This is a genomic window from Bradyrhizobium sp. CCBAU 051011 (genome assembly GCF_009930815.1).
GTDB lineage: Bacteria > Pseudomonadota > Alphaproteobacteria > Rhizobiales > Xanthobacteraceae > Bradyrhizobium.
This window is the reverse complement of record NZ_CP022222.1, coordinates 2,569,707-2,582,397: the sequence shown is the minus strand read 5'-3', so window position 1 is coordinate 2,582,397 and position 12,691 is coordinate 2,569,707. Positions and strand designations below refer to the sequence as shown.

At 62.0% G+C, this 12,691-nt stretch carries 13 protein-coding genes; 6 read left to right on the top strand and 7 right to left on the bottom strand.

The annotated features are described in order from the left end of the window. Positions 1 to 237: 237 nt before the first annotated feature. The 3 genes from ACH79_RS12220 (at position 238) to ACH79_RS12210 (ending at position 2,090) form a co-directional block, all read left to right on the top strand. On the top strand, positions 238 to 1,113 hold the full coding sequence (locus tag ACH79_RS12220) for a sulfurtransferase (RefSeq protein WP_161851244.1): 876 nt from the start codon (positions 238 to 240) through the stop codon (positions 1,111 to 1,113). An 87-nt stretch (positions 1,114 to 1,200) separates the two neighbouring features. Beyond that, positions 1,201 to 1,461 (top strand): hypothetical protein, encoded by a 261-nt coding sequence (locus ACH79_RS12215; protein WP_161851243.1) that lies wholly within the window; start codon positions 1,201 to 1,203, stop codon positions 1,459 to 1,461. Continuing rightward, on the top strand, positions 1,458 to 2,090 hold the full coding sequence (locus ACH79_RS12210; RefSeq protein WP_161851242.1) for a nucleotidyl transferase AbiEii/AbiGii toxin family protein: 633 nt from the start codon (positions 1,458 to 1,460) through the stop codon (positions 2,088 to 2,090). Before ACH79_RS12215 ends, ACH79_RS12210 begins: the two co-directional genes overlap by 4 nt. 65 nt (positions 2,091 to 2,155) lie before the next feature. Here the strand turns inward: ACH79_RS12210 and ACH79_RS12205 are convergent, their stop codons facing one another. Beyond that, positions 2,156 to 3,094 (bottom strand): DMT family transporter, encoded by a 939-nt coding sequence (locus tag ACH79_RS12205; protein ID WP_202639224.1) that lies wholly within the window; start codon positions 3,092 to 3,094, stop codon positions 2,156 to 2,158. A 32-nt stretch (positions 3,095 to 3,126) separates the two neighbouring features. Then, positions 3,127 to 3,612: a Fur family transcriptional regulator gene (locus ACH79_RS12200; RefSeq protein ID WP_161851241.1), complete on the bottom strand. Its 486-nt coding sequence runs from the start codon at positions 3,610 to 3,612 to the stop codon at positions 3,127 to 3,129. Between the two features lie 154 nt (positions 3,613 to 3,766). Between ACH79_RS12200 and ACH79_RS12195 the strand changes: the two genes are divergently transcribed. Genes ACH79_RS12195 through ACH79_RS12185 form a run of 3 tightly spaced genes read left to right on the top strand, consistent with a single transcriptional unit; the run spans position 3,767 to position 6,966 of the window. Next, on the top strand, positions 3,767 to 4,246 hold the full coding sequence (locus ACH79_RS12195) for a MarR family winged helix-turn-helix transcriptional regulator (protein WP_161851240.1): 480 nt from the start codon (positions 3,767 to 3,769) through the stop codon (positions 4,244 to 4,246). Then, positions 4,239 to 5,405, top strand: coding sequence for an HlyD family secretion protein (locus ACH79_RS12190; RefSeq protein WP_161851239.1), 1,167 nt, complete (start codon positions 4,239 to 4,241; stop codon positions 5,403 to 5,405). The genes ACH79_RS12195 and ACH79_RS12190 overlap by 8 nt, the downstream gene beginning before the upstream one ends. 4 nt (positions 5,406 to 5,409) lie before the next feature. Beyond that, positions 5,410 to 6,966 (top strand): MDR family MFS transporter, encoded by a 1,557-nt coding sequence (locus tag ACH79_RS12185; RefSeq protein WP_161851238.1) that lies wholly within the window; start codon positions 5,410 to 5,412, stop codon positions 6,964 to 6,966. Between the two features lie 19 nt (positions 6,967 to 6,985). On the opposite strand, the gene ACH79_RS12180 is transcribed toward ACH79_RS12185, so the two are convergent. The 5 genes from ACH79_RS12180 to ACH79_RS12160 form a co-directional block, all read right to left on the bottom strand. Then, positions 6,986 to 7,465 carry an SRPBCC domain-containing protein gene (locus tag ACH79_RS12180; protein WP_161851237.1) on the bottom strand — a complete coding sequence of 160 codons (480 nt, stop codon included), beginning with the start codon at positions 7,463 to 7,465 and terminating at the stop codon, positions 6,986 to 6,988. A gap of 11 nt (positions 7,466 to 7,476) precedes the next feature. Beyond that, on the bottom strand, positions 7,477 to 7,800 hold the full coding sequence (locus tag ACH79_RS12175) for a metalloregulator ArsR/SmtB family transcription factor (RefSeq protein WP_161851236.1): 324 nt from the start codon (positions 7,798 to 7,800) through the stop codon (positions 7,477 to 7,479). A gap of 195 nt (positions 7,801 to 7,995) precedes the next feature. Continuing rightward, a complete protein-coding gene (locus tag ACH79_RS12170; RefSeq protein WP_161851235.1) occupies positions 7,996 to 8,919 on the bottom strand; it encodes a DMT family transporter in 924 nt (307 codons plus the stop codon). Between the two features lie 211 nt (positions 8,920 to 9,130). After that, positions 9,131 to 10,771, bottom strand: coding sequence for an FAD-dependent oxidoreductase (locus tag ACH79_RS12165; RefSeq protein ID WP_161851234.1), 1,641 nt, complete (start codon positions 10,769 to 10,771; stop codon positions 9,131 to 9,133). 78 nt (positions 10,772 to 10,849) lie between these two features. Continuing rightward, positions 10,850 to 12,679, bottom strand: coding sequence for a tannase/feruloyl esterase family alpha/beta hydrolase (locus ACH79_RS12160; protein WP_161851233.1), 1,830 nt, complete (start codon positions 12,677 to 12,679; stop codon positions 10,850 to 10,852). Positions 12,680 to 12,691 lie beyond the last annotated feature (12 nt).

The window sequence follows — 12,691 nt, the reverse complement described above, 5'->3', positions numbered from 1 at the left end:
AATCACCAAGGGGGTGGCGAAAGGTCTGTGCGCCCCGTCACTCTTCGGATTTTGCATTGTATATTCAACAGCTTATTCCGTTAACGGCGCCGGAAGCCGGGCGAAAATACCGCGGCTTCCGTTAACCGCTATATTGGACAGGAATCGCCGAATTGAAAGGGCGAGCGCACTTCCCGGCCGCCTTTTCATGGCCCGATGCGGGCTTTAGCATTGGCCCAAAATAACGGGAGGCCATCAATGTCGGGGCATAACGGGCTCATCTCTACGGCGGAACTCGCTGATCTCCTGGATCAGCCCATTTTGCGCCTGTTCGACTGCACCACCTACCTAGAACCCGCACCCGAAGGCTCCAGCCAGCCCTATCTCACCGTGCCCGGGCGGCACAGCTTCGAAGCCGGCCACATTCCGGGCGCGGACTTTCTCGATCTGCAGGGCGAGTTCTCCGATGCCGCTACCGAGCTTCGCTTCATGATGCCGGAGGTGGCGCAGCTCGAGGCCGCGTTCGGACGTCATGGCGTATCCAATGACAGCCGGGTGGTGCTGTACAGCATCGGCACCCCGATGTGGGCGACGCGGTTCTGGTGGATGCTCACGTCGCTGGGCTTCGAGACGGTATCTGTGCTCGACGGCGGGCTCGACAAATGGAAGTTCGAGGGACGTCCGCTCGAAACCGGGCCTGCGAAGGGGTATCCACCGGCGACGTTCGTCGCCGAACCGAAGGACGGATTTTTCATCGACAAGCATCAGACGCTGGCCGCCACCGCCGAACGCAACACCGTCGTCGTCAACGCCCTCGGCCCGCAGTTTCACAGGGGACTGGAGCCCAGCCGCTATGGCCGGCCCGGCCGCGTGCCCGGCAGTTGCAACGTCTCGGCCGCGACACTGCTCGATCCCAAGACCAAGGCCTTCGTGCCGCTCGCGGAAGCCGAAGCCAAGTTCAAGGCGCAGGGCATCACCAAGGACAAGCGTGTCGTCGCCTATTGCGGCGGCGGCATCTCGGCCACCGTCGACCTGTTCCTGCTGCACCGGCTCGGCTACGGAAACCTCACCCTCTACGACGGCTCGATGGGCGAATGGGCCAAGGATGCATCCTTGCCGATCGAGACGGGGTAAATCGTTTAAGGTTCGTTGACGGAATGCGCCTTAATTCCGTTGACAAGGGGTACCACCGGACCAATCTAATAGCTCTAGGTGATAAAGATGACGAGCGCCGCTCTGGTGTTAACTACTGTCAATGCGCCGTACAGCAAACAGCTGGACGCGCAGGCGCTTGCCTATTGTCTCCTTCATCCTGAAGCCGCTAAAGCAGCACCCGGGCATATGTCTTCGTTTTTTGGCGAAGTCAGTCCAGAGCTGCAAATCGAGTTTGCCTGCTCTTACAATATTACCGAGCAACAGCTTGCAACCGCAGCCAAGGCCTTTGCCATTTATTCTGGCGAGTCCTATCCGCTCGCCGCGTGAGCGCACCCAAACATTCGCCTGACTGGGCGCAGCTATTCCGGATAGCTTGCGCCGTTATCCGTCAGGCAAATGCCGAGCAGGCCGTCATCACTCATTGGACGTTCGGTGGCGGCACGGCAATGATGCTGCAAATTGATCACCGCGAGAGTCATGACATAGATATCTTTCTGCCCGATCCTCAGCTCCTGCCACTCCTCGATCCCCAAAAACGCGACTTCAAACTCGAGGTTGCCCCGACCGAGTACGAAGGAGACGGCACAAGATTCTTGAAACTGGCTTTCAAAGACATTGGCCAAATCGACTTCATCGTCGGTTCCTCAATGACGTCGTCGCCGACAATCCGACGCACAATTGAAGGTGAATCCGTCGAACTGGAAAATGTCCCAGAAATAATCACCAAGAAAATCTACCATCGAGGAGCGAGCATAAGACCGCGCGATATTTTCGATATCGCGGCGGCGGCGGAGAAGCATACAGACGCGATTGTTGAAGCGTTTGCGTTCCTACCGGGACAAGGTAGCAAGGACACTCCTTACTCTAGACAAGCTGAACCCCGACTTTGTCAATGGCGCGATTGCCGACATGGCAATCAAGGACCCATACAAATCGATCGCAAATACAGCTCTTGAACGGGCTCAAACAATTCTCCGTAACGTCTAGCGAAAATCCCGAGAGGCGTTCGATACGACAACGGCTACGCCGGCACGTTCGGATCCGGCACCACCTTCGGATCCGGCTTGTTCACGAGATAAAGCCCCGCGATGACCAGCAGCGCCGCGACGCCGAACGCAATCGTCAGCGTATCGTGCAGGATGAAATAGGCGGCGACGACGCCGAACAATGGCGTAAAGAAGGTGAACGACGAGAGCTTGCTCGCCGAGTAGGTCTTCACCAGCGCAAACCACAGCACGAAGGTGCAGCCAACTACCCAGATCGCCTGATAGGCCAGCAGCGAGATCGACAGCGCGCTCGGCATGTGGGTGATCTTTTCGCCGAACAGGAGCGACGCGGCGCCCAGGATCGGGATCGACACCGCGACCTGGTAGCCGAGCGCTTTTTCCGGCGCGGCGTTCCGAAGCTTAGTGCCCTTGGCGATCAGCGTGGTCGCGCCCCATAGCGCGCCGCCGCCGACCACCAGCAAATCGCCCAGCAATACTTTCGCGTCGACGTTGGCCTGCGGCACGCCGATCGCCAGCGCTACGCCCGCAAAACTGAGGCCCAGCCCGCTCCATTGCAGCATGCTCAAACGCTCGCCGAGAAACTGGTAGGAGCCGAGCGCAACGAAGAACGGTGCGGTGTAGAGAAACACCGCCGCGCGCGATGCTGAGGTAAACACCAGCCCGGTGAAGATCAGCACGAACTCGATTCCGAACAGCGTGCCGGCCAGCAGGCCGGGGCCCAGCGAACCGTCGCGCTCGAAGAATTTCACGCCACGCAGCCATCCGGCGAACAGCATCACCGGCAGCGCACCGGCGGAACGTATCAAGGCCTGCAGCATCGGCGGGACATCGGGCAGCGCAAGCTTCACCGCGATCTGGTTGAACCCCCAGCTCAGGCACAGCATCAGCATCAAGGCGATGGCGCCCGGGGTGAGCGCACGCCCGGCGGAAGGTTCTAATGGCTTGGACGACATTTATCCTCGTGACCGGCTTGGCGCCGTGTTCTTTATTTCTGGCAATGGGCGCAGGTGCCGGCGATCTCGACGACGGAGAGCTTTGGCGCGAAACCCGAGGCGCGCGCCGCCGCGTTGACGCTTTGCGCGACCGGGGCCGCTGGAATTTCACCGACGGAGCCGCAGAGCTCGCAGATCAAGAATGCTACCATCGAGGTCTCGTCATGGTCATGCGCACAGGCGAGGAACGCGTTGCGGCTTTCGATGCGGTGGACGAGGCCGTTTTCCATCAGAAAATCGAGCGCGCGGTACACCGTGATCGGCGCCGGGCGCGGCATCGATTTGGCGAGTTCGTCGATCACCTCATAGGCGCCGAGCGGGCGGTGGCTCGACAATAGCGCCTGCAGCACCTGGCGCCGGATCGGCGTGAATTTCTGTGCCCGGCGCGCGCAAACCTGTTCGGCATGGGCGATCGCTTCCGCAGTGCAGCGGCCGTGATCGTGATCGGGCGCGGGAAACGTTGGCTTTGTCAGGCTCATCTCAACCTTTTGTAGCACTTCTGACGGCCAATCCCAAAGCCCGGCTTCCGCTGGTTCCCAGCCATGTGCTGGAAGCGGATCAGGCCATTGTTAACTCGGCATGCGGAATTCATAAGCAAGCTTATTATATCGCTAGCTTAGGAGGCTGAGGGCGATGCGCGGTTCGGTGGACATGAATTTCCTGTTTACGCTCGGCGAGGTGCAGCGGATGATGCGCGCCTATGCTGACCGGCAGGCGGCGCGCTACGGCATCACCCGCGCGCAATGGGCTGTTCTGGCCAAGGTCGAACGGACCGAGGGCCTGAAGCAATCAGAACTCGCCGAACAGATGGAGATGCAGCCGATCACGCTGACGCGGCTGATCGACAAGCTCTGCGACAATGGCTGGATTGAGCGCCGCGGTGACGAGAACGACCGCCGCGTCAACCGTCTCTATCTGCGCAAGGCCGCGCGTCCGTTACTCGGCAAGCTTGCCGGGCTGCGCTCCGAACTGACGGCGACCGCGCTCGATGGCATCAACCCTGCCGATGCGCACCGCCTGCTCGACCAACTCGACCTGATCAAGGAGAACGTTCGCAACGCGATCCAGAATCCTGCGAACGAATCTCCACGAAAGGAGCAGCGTTATGGCTGATCCCGTGCTCAAATTCCCGCCCGAGCTGAAGAACAGTCCGGCATCGCCGCGAACCAAACTTGCCGCCGAGCCGCGCCGCCGCCTGTTGGCCGGCCTGCGTCGCTATCGCCGCTTCCTGCTGCTCGTCGTGCTGCCGCTGGTCGCGCTGGTGGCCGGAGTGACGTTCTATCTCAACGGCGGCCGCTACGTGACCACCGACGATGCCTATGTCGGTGCGCAAAAGGTCCTGATCACGCCCGACATCTCCGGCAAGATCGAAAAGGTCGTGGTGAAGGAGGGCCAGCAGGTTGGTCCGGGCGACGTGCTGTTCGAGATCGATCCCGTCCCGTTCCGCCTCGCCGTCGCGCAGGCCAAGGCCAACCTCGCGCAGGCGAACGTCACCTACGATAATCTGATCGCCGACCTCAAGATCTACGGCCAGATGAGCGAGCTGTCGCAGCAGGGCATGGACCTGAAGCGGCGCGACGTCGAACGCAAGTCGGCGCTGGTGAAGAATAATTTCGGCTCGCAGCTCGACCTCGACAATGCATCGACCGCCCTTGTTACCGCGAGCGCGCAATATCAGTTGCTGCAGCAGAAGATCGCGACCGCAAAAGCGCAGTTGCTCGGCAATCCAGACCTGCCGCTCGGCGAATTCCCGCCCTATGCCCAGGCCAAGGCGGCGCTCGACCAGGCCCAGCGCAATCTCGATCATACCGTGATGCGCGCGCCGATGGCCGGTATCGCCACCCAGGTCGAGCAGATTCAGCTCGGCCGCTTCGTTACCGCTGGCACACCCGTGTTCAGCATCATCGACACGTCGAACCCCTGGGTCGACGCCAACCCGAAGGAATCCGATTTCACCCATGTCGCGGTCGGCCAGTCCGTTAAGCTCGAGGTCGATGCGTTCCCCAATCACCCGTTCAAGGGCACGGTCGGGTCGCTCTCGCCCGGCACCGGGGCGCAATTCGCGATCCTGCCGCCGCAGAACGCGTCAGGCAACTTCGTCAAGGTGGTGCAGCGCGTGCCGGTGCGGATCTATTTCGACAAGAACGACAAGTTCGTCCGCAAGCTGAAGGCCGGCATGAGCGTCTACGCCACGATCGACACCAACCATCGCCGTTCGTTGCCCGCCCTGCTCGGCATGTCGCCGGCGGTGGCGAACCAGGACCCCGAATAACGCCATGACGACGGGCGCACCATCGGCTGCCGTTCCCGGCCTGCGCCGGAACATGGTGACGATCTGCGCTATGACAGCGACCATCATGCAGGCGCTGGACACGACCATCGCCAACGTCGCGCTGCCCTACATGCAGGGCACGCTGTCGGCCTCGCAGGACCAGATCAACTGGGTCCTGACCTCCTACATCGTCGCCGCCGCGATCATGACCGCGCCGGTCGGGTGGATCGCCAACCGCTTCGGCCGCAAGCGCATCTTCATCGTCTGCTCGGCCGGCTTCACCGTCGCCTCAGTGATGTGCGGGCTGGCGCAGGACATCACCCAGATGGTGGTATTCCGCCTGCTGCAGGGCGTGTTCGGCGCAGCGCTGGTGCCGCTGTCCCAGGCGGTGATGCTCGATTCCTACGCATTGCACGAACGCGCCAAAGCAATGGCGATCTGGGGCATGGGCGTGATGATGGGGCCGATCATGGGTCCCTCGCTCGGCGCCTGGCTGACCGAGACCTATTCCTGGCATTGGGTGTTCTTCGTCAACCTGCCGTTCGGCGTCATCACCGTGCTCGGCCTTGTGATCTTCATGGACGAGACCAGGAAGGACCTCGAGCTGCGGTTCGACTGGTTCGGCTTCACCGCACTGGCGGTCGCCATCGGCGCACTGCAGCTCGCGCTCGACCGCGGCGAGCAGCTCGGCTGGCTGGAGTCCAACGAGATCATCGCCGAATTCATCGTCGCCGCCATCGGCTTCTATTATTTCCTGGCGCATTCGCTGACGACGCAACATCCGTTCATCCAGTTCGCGCTGTTCAAGGACAAGAATTTCGTCGCCGGTTGCGTATTCATGGCCGTGATGGGGCTGGTGCTGTTTTCCACCATGGCCCTTTCCTCGCCGTTCCTGCAGAATGTGATCGGCTATCCCATCATCACCGCCGGGCTTCTGCTGGCGAGCCGCGGCTGCGGCACGTTCGTGGCGATGATGCTGGTCGGCCGCATGATGAACCATATCGAGGCGCGAACGCTGATCGTCTCCGGCCTCGGCATCACCTGCCTGTCGCTGTTCTACATGACGGGTTGGACCGACCAGACCGGCGCGACCGAGATCGTGATCATCAGCGTGGTCCAGGGTTTTGGCTTCGGCCTGGTGTTCGTGCCGCTTTCCACGGTGGCGTTCCTGACGCTTCCCAATCATCTGCGCACCGACGGCACCTCGATGCTGACCTTGATGCGCAATGTCGCCAGTTCGATCGGGATCTCGCTGGTGATCGCGCAACTGACGCAGGGCACGCGCTACACCTACGCAGTACTGTCGGAGAATATCAATCCGTTCAATCACGCCCTGCAGATGCCGGGCGTGCGCGATATGATCGATCTCGCCACAGACAAGGGCCGCGCCATGGCTGATATGATGGTCAAGGTGCAGGCGCAGATCATCGCGTTCTCCCACGACTACCAGCTCGTGATGATCTTCACCGCCTGCGCCATCCCGCTCGCCATCATGATCGGCTCGACCAAGGCCACCTTACGCGAACAGTCGGTCGCGCCGGATCACGCGGCGATGGAGTAGCCGTCCGCGCGCGGTTTCGTTATTGCCGCGCCGGGATAGATAGTGCGTCAAGCCGCGCGTAGCTCGCTTCCATTCCATCTTCCATGCCGGTCGCCAGCATCGCGGCGCGCGTCGCAGCATCAGGCAGCGTCATTCGCATGGTCATCAATGTGCCGGTGCCATCGGGGGCAAAATTCGTTTCGACATGATTGTCCGGTGTCGGGTCGGGCAGATGCATCCGTTCGACGTGCACGAGCCGGGTGAACGGCACGGTCTCGATAAACTCTCCGGTCAGATAGAAGCCGCCGCCCTTGCCGTCGCTCCATTCGTACCGGATCTTGCCGCCGGGGCGCGCCTCGTTGATGCAGACCGGCATCGTCCAGCCCTCCGGACCTAGCAGCCACTTCTGGATCAGCGCGGGTTCGGTGTGCGCGCGATAAACAGCCTCCGGCGTGGCGGCGAAATGCCTGGTAACAACGACGTGGGTGTCGCCTTCGGTCTTCAGCGTCAACTTGCTCATCGGACTGCCTTTCACTCTTCGGTTTTCATGGCGGCCAGAACGTCGTCCAACCGGTTGTAGTTCGCGCTCAGGGCCTGGCGCAGCATCCCGAGCCATTGGTCGATCTCGGCAACGGCCGTCGGCGCCAGCCGGCACGGCCGCTTCGTGCCTTCGACCCGGCGGAGGATGAGGCCTGCACCCTCGAGCACCTTGAGATGTCGGGAGATGGCGGGTTGCGTCATCTCGAACGGCTCGGCCAGCTCCATGACGGTGGCCTCGCCCAACGCGAGACGCGCCAGGATTGCGCGACGAGTTGGGTCAGCCAGGGCGGAAAAGGCGGCATCGAGATTTGACATCGTCCATCTCAAATCTACTATATAACAAATACGTTATATAACCGATCATTTATTGTCAAGTCGATGCCAAAGGCCGCCGTTATGACGGCCACGCGGAACGGCGCGACAAAGAGAGCGACTCGTCAGGTGAAATCGGCGACGCGCATCGAGCGCGAAGATGCCTTGATAAATTTCCGGGCAGCCGCCGACGTCGCGTTAGGATGGTGATCCGCTCTGCTTCGCCTGCAGGCTCAACCACATGCCGCCGAGCGACAGTGCGCCGCCGATCAGATGGATCATGGTAGGCGCCTCCCCGAGAAACAGGATCGACAGCACCGCGCTGACGATCGGTCCGAGATAAAGGCTCAGGGAAGTCGACACCGCGCCGAATTTCGCGCCGAGATAGGCATAGGCCGAATAGGCAAAAAGCCCGGGGACCAATCCTGCGAACAAATACACCAGCGCCGCACGCCCGTTGAACGCGGCGGCCGGCGCGGTCCACATTTCGTGGATGGCGAAGGGCAACGAGAACAGCGCGCCCGCTGCCGCGAACAGGCCGATCCGCGCCAGAAAGCTCACACCGCTGCCGACACGATTCTGCAGCAGGGTGTACCCCGCCCAACCCAGCATCGCCATCAGCGCAAGCAGGTCGCCGGTTACCACGCCAGCGCCGACGGCTGCCTGCCCTTTGGTAATGATCAAGGCCGCGCCGGCCAGCGAGAGCAGCATGCCTATGATCTGGCTTCGATGAATGGGTTCCTGGCCGGACATGAAAGAGAACAGCAGTACTGCGAGCGGCGCGAGCGCCATGATCAGCGCCAGGTTGATCGCCGAGGTCGTAACGCCGGCGAGATAAACCGGGCCGCCGCACACGAACATGCCGAGAAAGCCCGCCGCCGCGATGCCGAGCGTCTGCCCCTGCAACACGCCGGGCCTTTCCCGCAATGCCATCACGATGGCCGGCAACAGGCCGAGCGCGACGATGCTCCAGCGAAAGAAGGCGATCGAGAACGGCGGTACGCTGCCGGCAACGCCGCGCGCCAGGATCATGTTCGAGACCTGGGCTGTGGCCACACACAGGAAGCCGAGCAGGCCCAGCACTTCGCGCGCTTTGCTCGCGCTTTCCTTGGGTTCGATCATGTTCAATCCGGTACTGAGGCCGCTACCGACGACACGATCCTAACCCGCCGGCCTACCGGCAGCTATAGCTCGAAACCTGCTTTGCATCTCCGTTGCCATTCCACGTCGTCCGCAGCGGATAGACGAGACGGGATAGCTGCGGCGGAGATGCAGATCAATTCGCATGGTGCAAGTTCGAGCGCGATAAGCGCGGCAAGCGAAAACGACGGCGTCATTCGACGCCCAAGCGCCGAGCGGCGTCCGACGCCGCGATATAGGCAAACGCGATCGCTGGCCCGAGCGTGATCCCCGGTCCGGGGTAGGTTCCACCCATGATCGACTGCATGTCATTTCCGCAAGCGTAGAGGCCAGCAATGGGCCGATTGCCGGCATCTAGAACGCGGGCAAGCTCGTCCGTAACAAGTCCGCAGGAGGTACCGATATCGGAAGGATAAAGCCGGACCGCATAGAAGGGGGCCGACGCGATGCGGCCAAGGTTGGGATTGGCCCCGCCCGCAGACGCATCACCGTTGTGATTCTGATACACCGTGCTTCCCCTGCCGAATTCGGGATCAAGACCGGTTTGCGCATGCAGATTCATCCTGTCGACCGTCGCGCGCAATTGACCGGGATCGATGTGCAGTCGTAGCGCTAGCTGCTCGATGGTGTCAGCGACGCTGAGATAGCCGTCGGCGACAGCAGCTCTGGCGCCCCAGCCACTAGGACGCACCATGCCAAGACCATATTTTCGGACTGAAACCGCATCCGCGATCAGAAACGCCGGAATGGCCGACTTTCCCTTTGCCAACATCTCCAGCGCAAACTGGTGATAGGAGATCGCTTCATTGACGAACCGACGCCCGTTGCTGTCGACAACCAGCGTCCCCGGTTTGGCACGGTCGAGCACGAAGTGCGGAAAGACCGCTTGTGATCCGTCGCGCCGCCGCCGGATCGATGCGGGCGCCCAGAATGCAGGGCTGACATCGCGCTCGCTGAGGCGCGCACCGATCTCAAGGGCCTTGTCCTGCGCATCGCCGCTCGAGCCCGGCGCGACGGACGACCATCCGGACTCGGTTCCAAGCGCGGCGAGGCGTCGCTCGGCATGGCGGTTGAAACCGCCTCCCGCCAGAATCAGCGCGCCGTTGACGACGATCTCGCGCGATACTCCCTCCGAGATCAAACCGGCCGCCGTAACGGCACCGTCAGGTTTCCGGATGATCTTCGCAAGCGATGCGCCTGTCAGGATATCTACACCCTGACGCATCAATGAATACAGTAGCCGGCCGACCAGCGCATTCCCCATTACGAGCCGTGTGCCCCTGCCATGGCTCGCTTTGTCGCGTGCGTAGCGCGCAAAGAGCTTGGTAGAGTGCCACAACGATTTGACGGACCTCGTTGACGACAACAGATGACCGATATCCGTCCTGTCGACCATCATTCCGCCAAGCAACGTGAACTCCGGGAGCGGCGGTCGAACCAGCGGGAACGCCTCGCCAAGCAAACGCCCGTCGAATGGCAACGGCTCCAGCGCGCGCCCGGCGAACGCCGCGCCCTCAAGCTCGGAGCGATAGTCGGGATGACGAGCATAGGCCCGCAACTTCACTTCGGAATGATTTTCCAGAACCTCGACTGCCGTGGGACCCGCCTTCAGGAAGGCGGCGCGCAGCGCAACGTCGGCATGGTTTCCAATGATCTGCTGCAGATATTTTTCGACGTTCGCCACGCTATCGATCGCGCCGGCGGCCGATGCATGGCGCGTATTGGGTATCCAGATCGATCCGGCCGACCATGCGGAGGTGCCGCCGACAAAGCCGGTCTTCTCGACCAGCAGCGTTTTCGCGCCGCGAATGGCGGAAAAAAGCGCAGCCGACATGCCGGCGGCTCCGGCGCCGATCACGACGACGTCGTACCCGGGCGAGATCTCGGATAATCGTGGGCGGCGCAAGGGCAGCTACCGGCAGCTATAACTCGAGGCCTGCTTTGCATCTCCATTGCCGTTCCAGTTCGTCCGCAGCGGATAGACGCAGACGGGATAGCTCAGGCTGTTGTCACGCGACGTCAGCAGGATTTCGCCGGGCGCGGTGCCCTTCTCGACCCAGTCGATCAGAGCCGTGAAGAATTGGTCCTGCTCGCGTGTCGGTGTCTGATTGGCATTGCCCGGCAGCTTCGGCAACGGCACGCTGTCGTTCTTGCCGCCGACGGTATAGGCCCTCCCTTGCGAAGAGTGCGCCGATCCCGGCACGAGATACATCCGCATGAACTTCTGCACCTCGGCATGCCCGCCCATCGCCGCCACCACGCGCTCGTGATAATTGATGTTGCCGGCCGGCGGGATCGCATCGTCGACGAGGCCCGTGTAGACGATGACCTTGCGGCCGAGATCGCGCAGTTTCGCGAGGTCCGCCTTGTCGGTGATGAGGTCGCTGAACAACGTCGGCTGCAGCGCGACGCCCTTGTTCACGGCATCGGCGAGCCCGGCGTAATCAAGCTCCAGCCATTTATTGCGCATATTGGTCGAGGCGTTCGTGATGGGTTCGCCTGACGACGTGCTGGCGTCAGGAGCGTAGCTGACATCCTGCAGCGCCAGAGCGACGCCGTAGGAGGAGGCGCTGGTGATCAGGTTAGCGATGCCGGTGCTTTTGGTGAACGTCCACCAGAGCTGGTTCTTGCCGAGCGATTTGCCGGACCGCGCCTCGGCGCTCGGCGCGGCATCGAAACTGCCATCGCTGGTGGCGCCGTACCAGATCCGGTTCAGCGCGTTCGCCTCCTTGAGACTCATGCAGGCCGCACCATCGGCATTATTGCCGGTGACGCCCTCGCCGGCCTCGCCTGCGCACAGCATGTCGGCATCGCGTGCGGGATTGTAATCGCAGGCAAAGGGATCGAGCAGGAACCCGAGGCCGGCCTTATCGCAGGCGGCCACCGCGCGCTTGTTGGCGGCGGCAACCTTGGCGGCGAAGGCTGTGGCCTTCGGTTTGTCCGCCGACGTGAAGCCGAGTTCGGTTTTCATCACGATCTGCGGATAGAGCCCTGCCGTCCCGAATTTCGCGATATTCAGCGCCGGCTGCGCGATCATGTAGCCATCGTAAAGCTCGGGATACTCCTGCACGAGTTTCAGGCCTTGCCGGCCACCCTGCGAATGGCCGTCGTAGTAGGCATATTTCGGCGCCTTGCCGTAGTAGAGGTTGACCAGCGCCTTGGTCTTGACGGCCTGCTCCACCATGGCGCGCACCGAGAAATCGCGCAGCGCTTCCACGTTGACCTTGCCGTCGGACAGAAATGCGAACGAGCCATCCTGATACCAGGGCTGGCCTGCGTCCGTGGTGCCTGAGGCGTATCCGATATTGGCATTGACGATCGCCGGCACCTTGCTGCCGATCTTGTCCGCATAGCGATGACCGCCGCCGACCCATCCGCCGCCGCCGTAATTGCGGATACGCTCATTCCAATTGGCCTGCGTCGGCAGCCAGACCTCGATCCCGATACCTTCGGACCAGGAGCGCGCGTTCCTGTCCTTCTCCGCCGTGGCGCCGGGGCCGACCAATAGCTTGACCAGGCACAGATCAGCGGCAGCCGTAATCGGCTGCGGCGCGTCAACTGCCTTCAGCTCCTCGCCCTTCTTCACCAGGCGAACTGCAACGACCTTCGTGTCGGCGTCCGGGCGAAACGCCGTCTTGATACCGTCATCGCAGGAAAGCGTATCGGCCGATGCTGGCGAGAGATAACCGCAGGCCGCGAGCAGCAATGTTGCGCCAACGACCTTCCCCTTCATGATCGACATCGCCTCGCCTCC

Coding starts and splice junctions, on each gene's coding strand:
- ACH79_RS12220 (WP_161851244.1), top strand. CDS start 238: ATGTCGGGGCATAACGGGCTCATCTCTACGGCGGAACTCGCTGATCTC.
- ACH79_RS12215 (WP_161851243.1), top strand. CDS start 1,201: ATGACGAGCGCCGCTCTGGTGTTAACTACTGTCAATGCGCCGTACAGC.
- ACH79_RS12205 (WP_202639224.1), bottom strand. CDS start 3,094: ATGTCGTCCAAGCCATTAGAACCTTCCGCCGGGCGTGCGCTCACCCCG.
- ACH79_RS12200 (WP_161851241.1), bottom strand. CDS start 3,612: ATGAGCCTGACAAAGCCAACGTTTCCCGCGCCCGATCACGATCACGGC.
- ACH79_RS12195 (WP_161851240.1), top strand. CDS start 3,767: ATGCGCGGTTCGGTGGACATGAATTTCCTGTTTACGCTCGGCGAGGTG.
- ACH79_RS12190 (WP_161851239.1), top strand. CDS start 4,239: ATGGCTGATCCCGTGCTCAAATTCCCGCCCGAGCTGAAGAACAGTCCG.
- ACH79_RS12185 (WP_161851238.1), top strand. CDS start 5,410: ATGACGACGGGCGCACCATCGGCTGCCGTTCCCGGCCTGCGCCGGAAC.
- ACH79_RS12180 (WP_161851237.1), bottom strand. CDS start 7,465: ATGAGCAAGTTGACGCTGAAGACCGAAGGCGACACCCACGTCGTTGTT.
- ACH79_RS12175 (WP_161851236.1), bottom strand. CDS start 7,800: ATGTCAAATCTCGATGCCGCCTTTTCCGCCCTGGCTGACCCAACTCGT.
- ACH79_RS12170 (WP_161851235.1), bottom strand. CDS start 8,919: ATGATCGAACCCAAGGAAAGCGCGAGCAAAGCGCGCGAAGTGCTGGGC.
- ACH79_RS12165 (WP_161851234.1), bottom strand. CDS start 10,771: ATGTCGGCTGCGCTTTTTTCCGCCATTCGCGGCGCGAAAACGCTGCTG.
- ACH79_RS12160 (WP_161851233.1), bottom strand. CDS start 12,679: ATGTCGATCATGAAGGGGAAGGTCGTTGGCGCAACATTGCTGCTCGCG.